Annotated in this window: 14 protein-coding genes; 6 read left to right on the plus strand and 8 right to left on the minus strand. The window is 47.7% G+C overall.

Features of this window, described 5'->3' with window-relative positions; all coding sequences use genetic code 11:
• Nucleotides 1–8: 8 nt before the first annotated feature.
• The 4 genes from R7D93_RS00605 to R7D93_RS00620 are packed head-to-tail and all read right to left on the minus strand — an operon-like array spanning nucleotide 9 to nucleotide 4,735.
• Nucleotides 9–794 (minus strand): enoyl-CoA hydratase, encoded by a 786-nt coding sequence (locus tag R7D93_RS00605; protein ID WP_053307785.1) that lies wholly within the window; start codon nucleotides 792–794, stop codon nucleotides 9–11.
• A 38-nt stretch (nucleotides 795–832) separates the two neighbouring features.
• Nucleotides 833–1,987, minus strand: a complete 1,155-nt coding sequence (locus tag R7D93_RS00610; protein WP_225496220.1) for an acyl-CoA dehydrogenase family protein — start codon at nucleotides 1,985–1,987, stop codon at nucleotides 833–835.
• A 19-nt stretch (nucleotides 1,988–2,006) separates the two neighbouring features.
• Nucleotides 2,007–3,500: a CoA-acylating methylmalonate-semialdehyde dehydrogenase gene (locus R7D93_RS00615; protein WP_130545561.1), complete on the minus strand. Its 1,494-nt coding sequence runs from the start codon at nucleotides 3,498–3,500 to the stop codon at nucleotides 2,007–2,009.
• Nucleotides 3,501–3,523: 23 nt separating this feature from the next.
• A complete protein-coding gene (locus R7D93_RS00620) occupies nucleotides 3,524–4,735 on the minus strand; it encodes an acetyl-CoA C-acyltransferase (protein ID WP_017821196.1) in 1,212 nt (403 codons plus the stop codon).
• 275 nt (nucleotides 4,736–5,010) lie between these two features.
• Here R7D93_RS00620 and R7D93_RS00625 point away from each other — a divergent pair, with 275 nt between their 5' ends.
• From R7D93_RS00625 to R7D93_RS00645, 5 genes are all read left to right on the plus strand, one after another.
• Nucleotides 5,011–5,385: a MerR family transcriptional regulator gene (locus R7D93_RS00625; RefSeq protein WP_017821195.1), complete on the plus strand. Its 375-nt coding sequence runs from the start codon at nucleotides 5,011–5,013 to the stop codon at nucleotides 5,383–5,385.
• Nucleotides 5,386–5,451: 66 nt separating this feature from the next.
• The gene (locus tag R7D93_RS00630) at nucleotides 5,452–6,621 is read left to right on the plus strand and encodes an isovaleryl-CoA dehydrogenase (protein ID WP_005387610.1); all 1,170 of its coding nucleotides are present in this window, start codon (nucleotides 5,452–5,454) and stop codon (nucleotides 6,619–6,621) included.
• Nucleotides 6,622–6,646: 25 nt separating this feature from the next.
• Nucleotides 6,647–8,251, plus strand: coding sequence for a carboxyl transferase domain-containing protein (locus R7D93_RS00635; protein WP_086047315.1), 1,605 nt, complete (start codon nucleotides 6,647–6,649; stop codon nucleotides 8,249–8,251).
• A 29-nt stretch (nucleotides 8,252–8,280) separates the two neighbouring features.
• Nucleotides 8,281–9,120 carry an enoyl-CoA hydratase-related protein gene (locus R7D93_RS00640; RefSeq protein WP_086047314.1) on the plus strand — a complete coding sequence of 280 codons (840 nt, stop codon included), beginning with the start codon at nucleotides 8,281–8,283 and terminating at the stop codon, nucleotides 9,118–9,120.
• Nucleotides 9,120–10,028, plus strand: coding sequence for a hydroxymethylglutaryl-CoA lyase (locus R7D93_RS00645; protein ID WP_154203916.1), 909 nt, complete (start codon nucleotides 9,120–9,122; stop codon nucleotides 10,026–10,028). Before R7D93_RS00640 ends, R7D93_RS00645 begins: the two co-directional genes overlap by 1 nt.
• A gap of 46 nt (nucleotides 10,029–10,074) precedes the next feature.
• On the opposite strand, the gene R7D93_RS00650 is transcribed toward R7D93_RS00645, so the two are convergent.
• The 4 genes from R7D93_RS00650 to R7D93_RS00665 form a co-directional block, all read right to left on the minus strand.
• Nucleotides 10,075–10,953, minus strand: coding sequence for a DMT family transporter (locus R7D93_RS00650; protein WP_005375761.1), 879 nt, complete (start codon nucleotides 10,951–10,953; stop codon nucleotides 10,075–10,077).
• 215 nt (nucleotides 10,954–11,168) lie between these two features.
• A complete protein-coding gene (locus R7D93_RS00655) occupies nucleotides 11,169–14,216 on the minus strand; it encodes an FAD-binding and (Fe-S)-binding domain-containing protein (protein WP_154203917.1) in 3,048 nt (1,015 codons plus the stop codon).
• A 55-nt stretch (nucleotides 14,217–14,271) separates the two neighbouring features.
• Entirely contained in the window at nucleotides 14,272–15,141 is an 870-nt protein-coding gene (locus tag R7D93_RS00660) for an amidohydrolase family protein (protein ID WP_137282542.1), read from the minus strand.
• Between the two features lie 58 nt (nucleotides 15,142–15,199).
• Nucleotides 15,200–16,093 carry an alpha/beta hydrolase gene (locus R7D93_RS00665; protein WP_137282541.1) on the minus strand — a complete coding sequence of 298 codons (894 nt, stop codon included), beginning with the start codon at nucleotides 16,091–16,093 and terminating at the stop codon, nucleotides 15,200–15,202.
• Between the two features lie 154 nt (nucleotides 16,094–16,247).
• Between R7D93_RS00665 and R7D93_RS00670 the strand changes: the two genes are divergently transcribed.
• A complete protein-coding gene (locus R7D93_RS00670) occupies nucleotides 16,248–17,204 on the plus strand; it encodes a GlxA family transcriptional regulator (protein WP_137282540.1) in 957 nt (318 codons plus the stop codon).
• Nucleotides 17,205–17,212 lie beyond the last annotated feature (8 nt).

Here is a 17,212-nt window from a genome sequence, read left to right on the forward strand (position 1 = left end):
GTGGCCTCCTATCGGTTTTTCCATTGCGGTGGGCGTTTTTCTAAAAAGGCGCGAACACCCTCAACTTGATCTTCCGTATCAAAAAGATTCAGAAACAACTCTCGCTCTTTCATTAAGCCGTGCTTAAGTGGCGCAGAGCGCATATTTTGAATGAGCGCCTTACATGCGGCGACAGAAGATGGTGACTGGTTCGCAACAGATTCAGCAAGTTCCAGCGCTTTACTTAAAGCTTCACCTTTGGGAACCAACTCCTCAACTAGGCCTAGTTCTTTTGCTTTGTCAGCGCTGACTTGCTCTCCACATAAAATGATACGCTTTGCCCAGCCTTCCCCTACTAACGCTGTGAGGTTTTGGGTACCGCCAGCGCAGGGCAAAAGTCCGACTTTGGCTTCAGGTAAAGCAAGTACCGCTTGCTCTTCAACGACTCGAATATCACAAGCTAATGCCACTTCTAAACCTCCACCCATGGCGTAACCATTAATAGCGGCAATGGAAACACCACGGAATTCCGAGAGCGTTTCAAAGGCTTCACCAAAGCATCGCGCCATGTCTAACGCAATCGCTTTGTCACCGTCAGAAAATAGCTTGAGATCTGCACCAGCAGAGAAAAACTTTTCTCCACTGCCGGTTAAAACCAGTGCGTAGACCTGCTTATCATTGTTAAGTGTGAGTATCAGCGACTTCAGTACCTTGAGGCTCTCTGCTGTCCACGTATTGGCTGGCGGGTTGTTCATCGTCACCACCGCAACGTGATTAGTGATCGTATGTTGAATGGCTTCTTGGGTTAATGGCATATCTGAATCCTTTCTCAATGAGCAAATCCAATACTTCGCTACAGCAAGGCCGACTCCTCAGAGAGCAAACGACGTGCGATGATCAAGCGCATGATTTCGTTTGTCCCCTCCAGAATTTGATGCACACGCACATCTCTGAAATGACGCTCCATTGGATACTCTTTGATGTAACCATAGCCGCCATAAAGCTGCAGCGCTTGGTCGCAAACCTGAAAGCCCACATCGGTTGCGAACCGTTTTGCCATCGCGCAATAAGCCGTGGCATCTGGGTCATTTCGGTCGAGCTTGCTGGCGGCATAGCGCACTAACTGCCGAGCAGCCACTAGCTCTGTCGCCATGTCTGCTAATTTGAATTGTAAGGCTTGAAACTGCGCAAGCGACTTGCCGAACTGCTTACGCTCCTGAATGTATTGTGTCGCCTGTTCAAGGGCCTGTTGAGCCGTACCGACGGAACAGGTCGCAATATTTATACGCCCTCCATCAAGCCCTTTCATCGCAAAGACAAAACCTTGCCCTTCTTCGCCCAGTAAATGGCTAGCTGGAATAACGACATTTTCAAAAGTAACCGCTCGTGTTGGTTGGCTGTTCCAACCCATTTTGGGTTCTTTGCGCCCATAGCTGATACCATCTGCTTGAGCAGGAACAACAAATGCGGACACGCCTTTGGCACCCGCTTCTCCGGTTCTCGCCATCACGACCAAAACATCTGTCTCTCCTGCGCCAGAGATAAAGGTTTTGCCGCCATTCATCACGTAAGTATCGCCTTTTTTGCTCGCGGTTGTGGCCAACGAAGCGGCATCCGATCCCGCATTAGGCTCGGTTAAGCAATAGGAGCCTAACCACTCCCCCGTAACTAATTTCGGACAGAACTGCGTTTTGGCTTCATCGGTAGCAAAACTGGCTATCATCCAACTGACCATGTTGTGAATCGTCATAAACGCCGTAGTGGACGTACATCCCATGGCCAGTTGTTCAAAGATAATTGAAGCATCCAAACGACTCAGCCCTAGGCCACCTTGCGCTTCTGGAGTGTAGAGACTGAGAAACCCCAGTTCCCCCGCCTCTCTCAATACGTCTTTGGGGAAGATCTGCTTTTCATCCCACTCCGCCGCCATCGGTGCTAAACACTCATCGGCAAATTGCTGAGCGGTATCAGCAAATGCACGTTGATCTTCATTAAGTTCAAAGTCCATAAAAGCTCCTTTTATTCACTCAGCGCAGTTGGATGGTCAGATTGGGCCCCGTCGGAATATCGTCATCAAACCAACGTGCCGTCACCGTTTTAGTCTCGGTATAAAAACGTACCGCTTGTTTACCATACGCATGTAAATCACCATAGAAACTGCCTCTCCAACCAGTAAAGGAGAAAAATGGTAAAGGGACTGGAATTGGCACATTAATCCCAACTTGACCGACTTGAATGTCATGCTGATATTTTCTCGCAGCAGCGCCATTAGCGGTAAATATAGAAGTTCCGTTGCCGTAAGGGTTGCGATTCACTAACTCAATGGCCTCTTGCAACGTTTCGACTTCCATACAAACTAAAACAGGGCCAAATATCTCTTGCGTGTAAATCGACATGTTCGCTGTTACACCGCTAAACAAGGTTGGGCCAATCCAGTTTCCATCGGGAAAGCCGTCCACTTCACACTGACTGCCATCGAGTTCACACACTGCGCCTTGTTGTTTGCCATCTTCGATTAGGTCCAATACGCGTTGCTTGGCTTGCTCACTGATCAGTGGGCCATAAGCAGCCTGTTCATCATCCCAAGGCCCTGGGTGTACTTTCGCCATCGCCAGTTTCAGGTCTGCAATCCATTGTTTTGAATCGCCGACAAATACCGCAACAGAAATTGCCATACAACGCTGCCCCGCAGCCCCTACGGAGGCTCCGATTAGGTTATTCACCACTTGATCTTTGTTTGCATCAGGCATGATCACCATGTGATTCTTTGCACCAGCAAAAGCTTGAACCCGTTTAAAATGTTTAGTCCCTGTGGTGTAGATATAACGGGCAACGGGAACCGAGCCAACAAATGACACCGCTCGAATATCAGGATGAGCCAGAAGAAAGTCGACTTGCTCTTTGCGGCCATGAACGATCTGCAACACTCCTTTCGGCGCGCCAGCTTGCTCAAATAGTTCAGCTAAACGAATAGAGGTCAACGGCACTTGTTCGGAGGGTTTAAGCACAAATGTATTGCCCGCAGCGATAGCGATTGGGAACATCCACAACGGAATCATGGCAGGAAAGTTAAATGGCGTAATGCCGCAACACACACCTAGGGGCTGAATCATTGAGTAACTATCAATATCCGTGGCAACGTTTTCGACGGTTTCGCCCATCATGTTGCTGGCAATATTTGCAGCCTGCTCAACAACCTCTATGCCTCGCCACACATCGCCTTTAGCATCCGCTAAAATCTTACCCGTTTCATGAGAAAGCAGTGTGGCAAGCTCATCATGATGCTCTTTGAGCAAGTGCTGATAACGCAGCATGACTCTGGCACGCTCGGATACTGCCACTTCCTTCCAGGATTGGAATGTCTCTTTCGCATTATCAATGGCGGCTTCCATCTCGTGCTCTGTGGAACATGGAACGTACGCAATGACATCATTAGTGGCGGGATTGGTTACCTCAACCCAATCCGATGTTTGAGATTCACGAAACTCGCCACCAATAAACAAGGGAACCAAACGAGTCATCATTTACTCCTTTCTGATTTCAATTAAAGCGGTATTTCAATGCCTATCGCCGTGGCTTCTCCACCACCGATACAAAGTGACGCAACACCACGCATCACTTTTTTGGCTTCGAGATCACCATTGGTGCCTAGCGCTTGTAGCTGACGCAAACTGTGAATCAATGTCACCAGAATTCGTGCGCCACTAGCCCCTATCGGATGCCCAAGTGCACAGGCTCCACCTTTAATATTTACTTTGCTCGTATCTAGTCCAAGTTCCGCCACCGCTATTTGTGTCACGACGGCAAAGGCTTCATTGATTTCCCACAGGTCCACTTCATAAATTGACCAATCTAGCTGGAACAGCAGTTGCTCAATTGCGTAGACGGGTGCCAAAGTAAATTCTGCAGGTTTTCTGGCATGTGTAGAGTGCGCCTTGATGATCGCAAGTGGTTTAAGCCCCTGATGACGCGCAGTGTCTTCATCCATAAGCACCAGAGCCGCCGCGCCATCTGAAATGGCACTCGAATTAGCAGCGGTCACCGTACCTTTTTCATCGAATGCAGGTTTGAGTTGAGGAATTTTACCAAGGTCAATCGAGCGAGGGTGCTCATCGTAGTCCAGCACCGCTTGTTCTGACTTGGTATTGAGTGAAACCGGCGAAAGTTCATCGGCAAACAAGCCTCGCTCTTGAGCTTCCAACGCACGCTTTGCCGACATCACGGCCCATTCATCCATTTGCTCTCTGGTGAACTTAAGCCTGTCAGCGACTTGCTGAGCATAAACACCCATTAAGTGCCCTTCGTAAGCATCTTGTAGCCCATCGAGAAACATGTGGTCATACGTAGACTGGTGCCCCATGCGCATTCCCTTTCTCGCCTCCCTCAGCAAATACGGCGCATTGGTCATACTTTCCATACCACCAGCAATGGCAGAGCGAATCGTTCCAGCTTTAATGAGATCGTGCGCTAACATGACGCTCTTCATGCCAGAGCCACACACTTTGTTAATGGTGGTGCACCCTACACCCAAAGGAAGATCGGCCCCCATAGATGCTTGCCTCGCAGGAGCTTGTCCACACCCTGCTGGAAGCACACATCCCATGAACACTTCATCCACCGAAGTCACATTCACTTCGTGCATTGCCGCCTTGATCGCCAGTGCGCCTAATTGAGGAGCAGAGTAAGTTTGCAACTTGCCTTGAAAGCGCCCAATTGGCGTTCTTTTCGCGCTGACAATCCAGATGTCTTTTCCCATGATTCGCATTCCCTTAAGGTATATGTGAACACTTGGCAGAATGATGACACCCTACATAGACTTACTCACCAAGCGCCACACCAGCCTTTATCGCCTTTTTCACTAACAAACTTTCATTCCGCGATTTCTTGACGTTTACGTAAGCATAGCACTAGCCTTTACAATGAGATGAAAAAACACACCAAGCAGACGTTTATATTTCAAAGTTGATGTTCGGCCTTCCCATTTAAGGTTCGATTTCCAGAAACTGGATTTTTATTCGAGGTAAGTATGTTATGGAAAAATACAAGATCAGTGACCTCGCCAAGGAGTTTGATATTACTACTCGCAGTATCCGGTTTTATGAAGACGTGGGTCTGATTGAACCAGAGCGAAAAGGCAATATGCGCGTTTATCAACGCAGGGATAGAATTCGCCTCAAACTGATTTTAAGAGGGAAACGACTCGGTTTTTCGTTGGCAGAAATTCGTGAACTTTTCGAGCTCTACGACATGCAACAAACCGAAGGACAGTTATTGAAAATGCTCAATATCATTGAAGAGAAACAAGCCGTCCTACAGCAACAACTCAACGACATCAGCGTCGTTATGGCAGAGTTGAATGCCGCTAAGGAGCGTTGTATTCAAACACTCAAAAGCAAGCAGACATAAACGCTATACTCAATTAGCAACACCGCTACAGGCTTTTCCACCTTACCTCTGATACCGGGAGACGTTATGAAAAGCACCTATACCCCACTCAATTTCGGACTTGGTGATACCATCGATATGCTCCGAGAACACGTTAATGCCTTTGCTACGGAACATATTGCGCCCATCGCCGCTGAGATAGACCGCGATAACCAGTTCCCGAATCATTTATGGCCTTTGTTGGGAGAAATGGGGTTGCTTGGTGTGACCGTCGATGAAGAGCTTGGTGGTGCAGGCATGGGATACCTCGCTCATGTTGTTGCCATGGAAGAAATCAGCCGTGCCTCTGCGTCTGTCGCTTTAAGCTACGGCGCTCATTCTAACCTGTGCGTCAACCAAATCTTTCGTAACGGCACGCCTTCTCAACGCGAAAAATACCTTCCAAAACTCATTGATGGTACGCACGTTGGCGCCCTAGCGATGAGTGAGCCCAATGCCGGTTCAGACGTGATAAGCATGCAACTGAAAGCGGAGAACAAGGGCGACCATTTTGTACTGAATGGCAACAAAATGTGGATAACAAACGGGCCCGATGCTGACGTAGTGGTGCTTTACGCTAAAACAGATGTCAGCGCAGGTTCACGTGGCATTACCGCATTCATTATTGAACGTAACTTCGCAGGTTTCACTCATGCTCAAAAGCTGGACAAGCTAGGCATGAGAGGCTCGAATACTTGCGAACTTGTATTTAACCATTGCGTAGTGCCAAAAGAGAATATTCTTGGCGAGTTGAATCAAGGCGTCGAGGTGTTAATGAGTGGGCTGGATTACGAGCGCGTCGTCCTCGCTGCCGGACCACTCGGGATAATGCAAGCTTGCATGGACATTGTGGTCCCGTACGTACATGAACGAGAGCAGTTTGGAAAATCCATTGGCGAGTTTCAGTTAGTTCAGGGCAAGATCGCCGATATGTACTCTCGAATGAGTGCAGCAAAAGCGTATGTATATACCGTCGCAGCGGCTTGTGATCGAGGTAACGCAACACGCAAAGACGCCGCTGGCGCGATTTTGTACAGTGCAGAACTCGCCACACAAATGGCACTCGATGCAATACAACTGCTCGGTGGGAATGGCTACATCAATGAATACCCTGCTGGTCGTTTGCTACGTGATGCAAAGCTTTATGAAATCGGCGCGGGTACCTCAGAGATTCGCCGCATGTTAATAGGCCGAGAGCTGTTCGAAGAATCTCGCTAACAGAACATACGACAAGGAAGTCATTATGGCCATTATCAAAAGTAAAACTAAGCCAACTGACGAGTTATTTCTTTCCAATAAAGCCGTGATGGAAACGTTGGTCACTCAACTTAATCAACACATCGAGACCATCAAACAGGGCGGCGGTGAAAAAGCCATTCAGCACCAGAGGCAAAAAGGAAAACTCCCCGCACGAGAACGCATCGCGCGCTTGCTTGATGACAACACTGACTTTCTTGAAATCAGCCAGTTTGCCGCCTGGCAAGTGTATGACGAAGCGATCCCCTGCGCTGGTGTTATCGCCGGCATTGGTATCATAGAGGGGATTCAATGCATGGTCATCGCCAACGATGCTTCGGTAAAAGGCGGAACCTACTACCCACTCACGGTAAAAAAACACCTTAGAGCGCAAGAGATTGCCCAACGTTGCCAACTCCCCTGCGTGTATTTGGTGGACTCCGGTGGCGCAAATCTCCCTCATCAGTCCGACGTCTTCCCCGACAAAGAACACTTTGGTCGCATTTTCTTTAACCAAGCGAGAATGTCAGCGAAAGGCATCCCCCAAGTTGCTGTTGTGATGGGGCTTTGCACTGCTGGGGGCGCGTACGTTCCTGCCATGGCGGATGTCTCCATTATGGTTAAAGAGCAAGGCACCATTTTTTTGGCGGGACCACCTTTGGTGAAAGCAGCCACTGGCGAAGTCGTGACGGGTGAAGAGCTCGGCGGTGCAGACGTGCATTGTCGGAAATCTGGTGTCGCAGATTATTACGCTGAAAATGATGAACATGCCCTAATGCTTGCGAGAGAAGCCATTGCCAATGCCAATAGAACAAGACCTGTTAAGCCAGAAAACACCGTGCTTCCTCCCCGCTACGACGCAGAAGAAATCTACGGAATCGTGAATGCCAACTTACGACTGTCATTCGACGTTCGAGAAATTGTTGCCCGCATCGTCGATGATTCTGATTTCGACGAATTCAAAGCCTTGTATGGCAGAACGCTAGTGTGTGGCTTCGCTCGTATTCAAGGACACTTGATTGGTATTGTGGCAAACAACGGTATCTTGTTTTCTGAATCGGCACAAAAAGGCGCGCACTTTATTGAGCTGTGCGCCAAACGGAAAACACCGCTTCTCTTTCTCCAAAACATTACCGGCTTTATGGTCGGAAAAAAGGTTGAAGAAGAAGGCATCGCAAAACATGGCGCCAAGTTAGTGATGGCCGTCGCTTGTGCTGACGTGCCGAAGTTTACCGTGATCATCGGTGGATCGTACGGCGCTGGTAATTACGGCATGTGCGGCCGAGCGTATGATCCAACCATGATGTGGATGTGGCCGAACGCGCGTATTTCTGTGATGGGCGGAGAACAAGCAGCAGGCGTTTTAACACAAGTTCGAAAAGACGCGAAGGAACGTCAGGGGGAAGCGTGGTCAGAGCAAGAAGAGCACATTTTTAGAGAATCGATCATAGACTTGTATGAAACACAAGGACATCCCTATTTTGCGAGTGCTCGGCTATGGGATGACGGAATTATTGACCCTAAAAAAACGCGTCAGGTGTTGAGTCAAGCGTTAATGGCAGCATTAAACGCCCCCATTCCTGATAGCGAGTTTGGCGTCTTCAGAATGTAAACATCCAAAGATGAATTAAGGAAGTAAGTATGCAGGAAATGCAACCAAGCATTATTCCCAACGCCCAAAGGCAAGATGATGTTCTTTGGCATGTCGATGATAATGGCGTAGCGACCATTACCCTAAACAGAGCAGCCAAACACAATGCTTTTGACGCTTGTACGATCGACTTGCTGATCCACCGCCTAGATTATCTCGCTTTACGAACGGATGTGCGGTGCTTGGTATTAAGAAGTAACGGTAAGCATTTTTCATCCGGGGCCGATTTGAATTGGATGCAGTCGATGGCCGACAGCACGAGGCAAGATAACTTCATTGATGCCCAAAACTTGGCAAGACTCATGGAAACATTAGATTCGTTCCCTCAACCCACCATCGCAGTTGTTCAAGGTTCCGCTTATGGTGGTGCTTTAGGGTTGATTTGTTGTAGTGATATCGCCATCGCAAGCCAAAGTGCCAACTTTTGCTTAAGTGAAGTTAAGCTTGGTTTAGTTCCAGCGACCATTGCGCCTTACGTCATGCGCGCGATGGGGAATAGACAAGCTAGACGCTATATCTTAAGTGGTGAAGTCATTTCAGCCGAAGATGCCGAACGGTTTGGTATTGTGCACGAAGTGAAAGAAGCCAAACAGCTTGAAAATGCGGTCGATAGCGTAATCAAGACGTTGCTACTTAATAGCCCAGATGCGATGCGTAAAGCGAAAACGCTCTGCCATCAATGTCATCAAAACCCCATCGATCAACAACTGATTCACTATACTAGCAAGCTCATTGCGGACATTAGAGTATCACCCCAAGGTCAAGATGGGCTGCAAGCGTTTCTTGAAAAACGTAGCCCAAGTTGGGTCACCAAGTCACAGGACAAGTAATGCTACCTTCCAAAGTAAAGATTGTCGAAGTAGGTCCTAGAGATGGGTTGCAAAATGAATCTCCTGTTGCGACCCAGACTAAAATCCGGCTGATCAACTTACTCTCTGATACTGGGTTAACGCATATTGAGGTGGGCTCTTTTGTCTCACCCAAATGGGTGCCACAAATGGCGGACTCAACAGAGGTCATGAAAGCAATAACACGGCGAAATCATGTTACCTACTCTGCCCTGACTCCAAACCTAAAAGGCTTAGAACAAGCGTTGGAGGCTGACGCCAATCAGGTCGCAATTTTCACTTCATCCTCAGAAGGATTCTGCCAACACAATATCAATTGCTCGATTGCAGAAAGCCTAACTCGCTTCGAACCTGTAATGCGATTAGCCACCAAACACGGCATCCCTGTTCGTGGCTATCTATCCTGCGTTGCCGACTGCCCTTACGATGGCCCGACAGCCCCTAAACAAGTGGCGAGCGTGGTCAAATCACTCATCGATTTAGGGTGTTATGAGGTGTCTCTAGGCGACACAATCGGTACAGGCACGCCAAACCGTATCGCTGCTATGCTAGAAGCCGTCATGTTGGTTACACCTCTCCCCCAACTTGCTGTCCATTTCCACGATACATGGGGACAAGCGCTCGCCAATATTCATCAAGCATTAAGTATGGGCATCAATACCATCGACAGTAGTGTAGCTGGGCTGGGTGGATGCCCATACGCTCATGGAGCATCAGGGAATGTCGCAACGGAGGATGTACTGTATTTATGCCAAGGGTTAGGAATAGAGACGGGGATCGACTTAGAGCTACTAGCTAAAGCTGGCTGGATGATCAGCGAAGAGCTGGGGCGGGAGCCTACATCAAAAGTGTCATTAGCATTGCGTAACCGCGTATTATCACTTTCGTAGAAGGCCATCCGGCACCTCAAATTCTCCCAACCCAAGTTAATTTGCTCTACTTTCGAGTAGGGAAGCGAAACCGCCCGCCAGTACGATAAATAATTAGAGAAAATAAGATAAGCACACAACCTACTAGTTTATTTGCCGTTAGCACTTCGCCATACCACAGCACGCTCAGAATAACCGTCCAAACTGGTTCTAATATCATAATTAGAGCAGCGTTACCTGCCTGAACAAATTTTTGCCCCATGGTTTGCATTACGTAACGCAAGCTCGTCGCTAATAAGGTACTCAACGCAAACCACCACCAAATAGAGGAGTCAACCTCTGCCGGGAAAGATTCCATAAAAAATGAAACCAACAAACCTAAGCAACCTGCTGAAAAAAGTTGCACGCAAGTAAGCAGCAACACAGGTAGTTTTTGAGAGTATTTGCTATTCACATTAAAATGAAGCGCCAAAACCAGTGCTGCACCAAGAAACCACAATTGACTGGCCGATTGTTTCCAGCCACCAACTAAAGAAAGACAAGCAAGACCTAATACAGCGATAGGCAAAGAAAGCCAGAAAATTCGTTGTGGTCGTTGACGAAACATAACCCATGCAACAATCGGCACAAACAGCATGGAAAGGCTCATGATAAATGCGCCCTCCCCGAGAGTATCACTGATAGAAATAGCGTAAATCCATGTCATAACGGCACTGCCTAACAGGAGCCCGACACCACCAGCAGAAAGCACATCTTTTAAGTTTGCTTTCAGCAAAGGTCGGTAACATAGAGGCAGTAAGCAGAGCGAAGCGATAGTAAATCGCGCCCCAATAAAGCCAAAAGGTGGTAAACCCTGTATTGTTTCCTTAGAGAATATCCAGCCAAGTGCAGCGATCATCGTCGTCGCAACCAGAATAACCGTCGCTTTACGTTCTGAGTTAAACATAAGTACTCACAAAATATGGAACACACAATAGCGCAGCAAGAGAGTTTTACTGCGCTATTGTGTAAATTTGAAAGGGGTTTGTGTCGAGCGAAAAAGTGAAAGCCCGATCCTCTCCTGTATTGTTGTCACGCAGATTGAAGTTCTGCTTCTAGATACATTAAATGCAGGCAAAGTCTTAAGGCAAGCCTTTTCGCATACTAAATTACTTTAGCATTCTATACAGCAAGCAAACTGGCTAAAACCTGTACCGGGTGTCGAACTACCTCCCCTTCAAAACGCTTAACTTGACTGCGGCAGGAGTACCCCGTGGCTAACACACGCTCAGTGGGCAGGTTCTTTATATTCGGTTTCCAACTAAGCTGATATATAGCTTCAGACGTACTTTTCTTATCCACTTCATGTCCGAATGTCCCAGCCATGCCACAACATCCCGTAGGTATGACTTGCAGATTTAAGCCAAAGTGCTGAAAAATAGACTGCCAAGATTTCTCAGTCTCCGGTATTTTGGTCTTTTCTGTGCAATGCGCCATCAAATACCAAGGCTCTTCATCTGATGCGCGTACAGCTGGCCATTCGTTGAGTGTATCCACCAGCCATTCATGAGCCGTATAAACTGTAAATTCGCCTCGCTTCTCTTTTAGAACCTGATGGTATTCATCACGATAACAAAGCACTAAGGCTGCATCGATACCGATCATAGGAATTTCAACCTCAGCAACTTGTTTGAGAAAATCCGAGGTGTTTTGTGCATTTCTGGCGAATGCCTTAAGGAAACCTTTTACATGTTGAGCTTTCCCATTGGGTTTGAAAGGCAGAACAACAGGGTGTTTCCCTAACCGCTGCAATAACTGAATAAAGTCCGCAACCAACTCGGCTTCATAAAAGCTGGTAAATGGATCTTGAACAATCAAGACGTAATTTTGCTTCACTTCTGGGGAAAGCGATTCTAGATACACAAAGTCAAACGGGCTCACTCCAAGTGCCTGACATCGACTTTGCAACGTAGGGATCGATAGCACTGGCGAATCAATAAAACCGATGGATGTCTCTAATACTTGCGTAACAGGCCTACTAGATGCAATTTGATTAACCAGCTTGGGAGCTTTTGCCATAATCGGCAGCAGTTGCTCAATATTCGACACCAGATAGTCGCGCAGAGGTCTGCGATAACGAGAGTGATAGAGGTTTAAAAAACGTGCTCTAAAATCAGGCACATCAACTTTCACAGGACACTGACTCGCACACGCTTTGCACGCTAGACAACCGTTCATCACCTCATAAACTTCATGCGATAAATCATCAGATGCGGGGCGAGATATCAGTTGACTCAGCTTCTGAGCCAAAAGCTTAACCGATAACGTTTGATTGAGAAGTTGCTGTTCGTTGGCGAGCAAATCGAAGTCACTGTCATTAAGGCGACGCAGCCATTCACGCATTATCCCCGCCCTCCCTTTCGGAGAGTGGCGACGATCGGCTGTCACTTTAAATGATGGACACATTGGGCTATCAGCATCGTAATTAAAACACAGCCCATTGCCATTGCAAGACAGTACGGGCTTAAGCGACTCTCGGACTTCTACGGGGATCTGACGATCATAGTAGCCACGCTTGGTCGCTGTGACTTTTACCATTTCAGCGTCGCTATTCAGTGGTGTGCAAATCTTCCCCGGATTCATTTTATTGTCGGGGTCAAACGCCGCTTTAATACGCCTTAATTCAGTAAAGAGCTCATCACCAAAGAAGGCTGGTCCATATTCTGAGCGATATCCTTTACCGTGTTCTCCCCACATTAAGCCATTGTATTTTGCCACCAGCGCGACCACATCGTCAGACAGTTGATGCATCAACGCTTCTTGCTCGGGGTCACACATATCGAGCGCAGGACGCACGTGAAGGACGCCAGCATCCACGTGCCCAAACATGCCATAATGCAGGTTATTGTCGTCCAGCAACGTACGAAATTCCTCGATAAAGTCCGCTAAATTTTCAGGCGGCACACAGGTATCTTCCGCGAATGCAATCGGCTTTGCCTGACCTTTGGTCGCGCCAAGCAGCCCAACCGCTTTCTTGCGCATGCCATAAATGGCCTGGATGTCTTTGGGGTCGCGACAGACTTGATAGCCGATGATACCACTGCGTCGATGAACGATTTCTTTATCAAGAATTAAAAGTAAGCGTTCAACTTTATCCTCAATATCATCGCTTTGACTGCCTGTGAACTCGACAAAGTTAATCCCTTGCATCTGTTTGCCCTGCACGTCTGAGATCGCGTGTTTTACCGAGTGCCAGACAATGTCTTCTCTTGCAAGATTGAGTACCTTTGCATCAACTGTCTCAACCGATAGCGCCTCTGCTTCGACCATCAAGGGCGCATTTCGTAGCGCAGAGTCAAAACTATCGTATTTTACGTTCACTAATAGTCGAGTGGTAGGTATTCGCGTAAGATTGAGCTTGGCTTCAGTGATAAAAGCTAACGTACCTTCAGAGCCACATAATATTCTCGTGACGTCAAACTCTTCACTCTTGTCGTTGATGGCGTTTTTTAGGTCATAACCAGTAAGAAATCGATTCAGAGGAGGAAACTTATCCAGAATCTGTTGACGCTTGTCTCGACAAACTTCCTCCGTAATTTTTAACGCTCGCGATACTACATCACTGTTAAACCATTTGTTTTGTTGAATTGCTTCGGTATCGAGAACCGAACCATCCGCCAATACGGCTTTGAGTGCCAACACATGATCCGAGGTTTTACCATATTGCAAAGAGCCTTGGCCTGATGCATCAGTATTAATCATCCCACCTAATGTTGCGCGGTTGCTGGTCGACAGATCTGGCGAGAAGAAATAACCATAAGGGCGAACGATGTCGTTGAGTTGATCTTTGACTATCCCAGCTTCCACTCTCACCCAACCTTCCTGCTCGTTGATCTCTAACACTCGATTCATATAGCGAGACAGATCAACCACGATCCCCGAGTTCAATGATTGTCCGTTGGTGCCCGTTCCGCCTCCTCTGGGCGAAAAGGTCAGGTGCTTAAATTCATCACGAGCACTGACCTTGCCAAGTATTACCACATCATGATGGTTGGCAGGAAAGACGACCGACAACGGAAGTTGCTGGTAGACGCTATTGTCTGTCGCCATACTCAATCGAGTGGTATAGCGAGCATCAGTATCCCCCTTGAAACCAAGCTGTTTAAGGGTGTTAAAGAACTTGATAACCACAGGATCAGAGGAAAGCTGCAGCGGAAGTGCAGGAAGCATAATTTGAATCAGTGCCTTACGGTTGTCTTTTTAGGTTCATAACATGAATGTGGAGTTAAAAGCGGTAGAGGCGCTTGGGGTTATCGACCAGAATCTTGCTAAACACTGTCGTATCTTGCGTCCAGTGCCACAAGGTATCTAATAGCTGGCCATCATTTGGCATCTCAGCAGCAAAACATGGATGAGGCCAATCCGAGCCCCAGACGCATTGCTCTTCATTCGCTTCTAACAAAGCTTGAGCAAACGAAGAAACGTCATCATAAGGCGGAGATTGAAGCGACAAACGATACGGTGCCGACAATTTTGTCCACACTTTCCCTTCGGCCTTAAGCTTCAATAAGGTTTGAAAACCAGGATGAGAAATCAGCTTGTTTGTTGGCATATGTCCAAGATGGTCAATCACTACGGGCACGGGTAAAGCCCTTAATCGCTGATATAAGTCATCAAACTGCGAAACATCAATTAAGCATTGAAGGTGCCAGTATCGCTCTGCAAGGCGAGCCGCTAAACGTTCAACATCACGCCACTCAATACCACCTTTAAACAGCAAATTCATCCGTACACCACAAAATCCCGCTTCTTGTAGCTCATCAAGCGTTTGCTCGGACACATCCGCATCCACGACCGCGACGCCTTTGTAGTCGTAACCTTGCTGGCGTAAATACCGTAATGTATCAAGATGCAACTGGTTGTCATTGCCATACACACTCGGCTGAACCAGCACGCCATGACGGATGCCTAATTGCTGGTGCAAATGCAGGTACGCGCCGACGCTGGCATCGGGTGGCGTGTAGGTTCGCGTTTCACAGTACGGATAACGTGAAGAAAAAACGTGGGCATGACAATCAACCGCGCCTTCAGGAATCGCGATTGTTGGTTTATTTACAAATGGGTCAGCCGCTTCACAAAATGGAATTATGCTCATCGAAAATCATCCTGTCAGAAAGATAGAGGTGCCATCAGTGAAAGCACCTCTTGAAGACTTAACTGAAGTTCTCACTCAACCAGTTCGCGATCACGCCAGAGAACTGAATAAACTTAGGATCGTCGTCCAACATCCACTCGGTGTGACCACCTTCAGGCAATAAGAATAGAGATTTCGGCCCAGGGTATTTCGCGTACAGCGACTTTGCTTCGGTCACTGGGTGAAGGTCGTTTTCTGCACCGTGCGCAATTAAGATTGGCGCGTCTGCAAATCGCTCGTCCAGTAGAGCTTCCGGTTTGAAATTGATGAGAGAATCCGCAAAATCCAGATCAGATGTCACGCCGTAGCCCGGCGCTTTGACCAGTTCAGTGAATACATATTCGCGGCTTACTGGATCAAGCGGGTAGATTTCAAATGGATCAATCCCCTGCTTTTCTCCACCAAGAGCAAGACGTGTACGCTCTTCTAACATAAATTGACGGAACGCTTTCCAACCGTGCTCACCACGTTGAGCAACCTGAACACGTACCGCATCATAAAAGCCGTTCATGGAGATAAGGCCATCAATCGCATCTTGGCAAACGCGGTAAGCATCAAGAATTAATCCCCCCGCCATGCCCCAGCCAGCCAGTACGACTTTGCGGCCTTCCTCGTCAGCGCGCATTTTCACAACCGCAACCGCGTTGGCGATGTCGCGTACTTGTTCATCCAAAATAACTCGCTCACGAATACCCTCAGATTCGCCAAAGCCACGGTAGTCAAATCCGAATACTGTAAAGCCCTTCGCAGTTAAGGCTCTCGCGTAACGCTCTGGGTGAATATTTTTTTGCCCAGTAAAGCCTGAGCAGACAATAACGATCGGTAAGTCTGGGTTGTTAACGTTCTCGTCAGTAAAGAAAGCGCCATCAAGGCGTAGACCATCACTAATTACTGGGGCTTTTTGTTCAATCATAATTATCTCGTCCAAATGAATGTGTATGCTCGACAAAGAACTCCTTGTCTTAAGTCACATCATGTTCGAATTTTGATAGCAATAATTTAACAATTGCGACATTCTTATCCAGAAATACGACATAGATGAACTGCCCACTTGGTGACCACAGAGAATGAAAACGACACACACGTATCGCATTGGTTTTTTCCTTATTCCTGATTTTTCGATGCTCTCTTTTTCGGCGGTTATCGAACCTCTTCGAATGGCCAACCGCCTCGCTGGTTGCGATTTGTATCAGTGGGATATTTATGGATTCGAAGATAAAGAAGTGTCGGCCAGTAATGGCGTTTCATTCTCGCCAACACAGTCAGTCAACAACATTGCTCATTTAGACTTGCTTCTAGTTGTGGCAGGTATTGGCGCCCATGTTGCTGCTGCGAGTGGCTCGGTGAATCAGTGGTTAAAGCAAGCGCTTCGTCAAGGCATCGCCGTGGGCTCGACTTCGACAGGCAGCGTATTGTTAGCAAAAGCTGGCCTGTTAAAAAACAAAACGTGTACCGTGCATTGGGAGTCCGCCAACAGTCTGGCAGAGGAGTTTCCAAACATTAACGTGACCAGTGAGTTGTACGAATTCGACCCACGCACACCAACTTGTTCGGGCGGCTTAGCCGGTTTGGATATGATGCTTCATTTAATTACAAACCAACATGGGAGTGACTTGGCGAATCAAGTGGCTGAGCAATGCATTCACCCTGCGATTCGACCCGCGCATGATAAACAGAGGATGTCGTTAATCCGTAAGCACAACATCCGCCACCCGCGCCTGCTCGACGCGGTAGAAATCATGGAAGCCAACATGGAAGAGCCACTAAAGTGCTATGAAATTGGCGAGCAAGTAGGGTTATCGGTCAGGCAGATGGAAAGGTTATTTTGGCAATACTTGCAAGACAAACCAGGCAATTACTACCTTCAATTGCGCTTAGAACGCGCTCAACATTTGTTGTTGCAAACCATGCTGTCCATCACTCAAATCAGCACCGCTTGTGGGTTCAGTTCTACATCGTATTTTGCGCGCTGCTACAAAAAACGCTATGAAAAAACGCCGCGTGAAGAGCGACGTTTAGCTTAAGATTGAGT

Source organism: Vibrio sp. YT-15 (genome assembly GCF_033337445.1).
GTDB lineage: Bacteria > Pseudomonadota > Gammaproteobacteria > Enterobacterales > Vibrionaceae > Vibrio > Vibrio alginolyticus.

Excerpts from the sequence above, each read along its gene's own strand:
- R7D93_RS00605 (WP_053307785.1), bottom strand. The coding sequence starts at position 794 with ATGCCATTAACCCAAGAAGCCATTCAACATACGATCACTAATCACGTT.
- R7D93_RS00610 (WP_225496220.1), bottom strand. The coding sequence starts at position 1,987 with ATGGACTTTGAACTTAATGAAGATCAACGTGCATTTGCTGATACCGCT.
- R7D93_RS00615 (WP_130545561.1), bottom strand. The coding sequence starts at position 3,500 with ATGACTCGTTTGGTTCCCTTGTTTATTGGTGGCGAGTTTCGTGAATCT.
- R7D93_RS00620 (WP_017821196.1), bottom strand. The coding sequence starts at position 4,735 with ATGGGAAAAGACATCTGGATTGTCAGCGCGAAAAGAACGCCAATTGGG.
- R7D93_RS00625 (WP_017821195.1), top strand. The coding sequence starts at position 5,011 with ATGGAAAAATACAAGATCAGTGACCTCGCCAAGGAGTTTGATATTACT.
- R7D93_RS00630 (WP_005387610.1), top strand. The coding sequence starts at position 5,452 with ATGAAAAGCACCTATACCCCACTCAATTTCGGACTTGGTGATACCATC.
- R7D93_RS00635 (WP_086047315.1), top strand. The coding sequence starts at position 6,647 with ATGGCCATTATCAAAAGTAAAACTAAGCCAACTGACGAGTTATTTCTT.
- R7D93_RS00640 (WP_086047314.1), top strand. The coding sequence starts at position 8,281 with ATGCAGGAAATGCAACCAAGCATTATTCCCAACGCCCAAAGGCAAGAT.
- R7D93_RS00645 (WP_154203916.1), top strand. The coding sequence starts at position 9,120 with ATGCTACCTTCCAAAGTAAAGATTGTCGAAGTAGGTCCTAGAGATGGG.
- R7D93_RS00650 (WP_005375761.1), bottom strand. The coding sequence starts at position 10,953 with ATGTTTAACTCAGAACGTAAAGCGACGGTTATTCTGGTTGCGACGACG.
- R7D93_RS00655 (WP_154203917.1), bottom strand. The coding sequence starts at position 14,216 with ATGCTTCCTGCACTTCCGCTGCAGCTTTCCTCTGATCCTGTGGTTATC.
- R7D93_RS00660 (WP_137282542.1), bottom strand. The coding sequence starts at position 15,141 with ATGAGCATAATTCCATTTTGTGAAGCGGCTGACCCATTTGTAAATAAA.
- R7D93_RS00665 (WP_137282541.1), bottom strand. The coding sequence starts at position 16,093 with ATGATTGAACAAAAAGCCCCAGTAATTAGTGATGGTCTACGCCTTGAT.
- R7D93_RS00670 (WP_137282540.1), top strand. The coding sequence starts at position 16,248 with ATGAAAACGACACACACGTATCGCATTGGTTTTTTCCTTATTCCTGAT.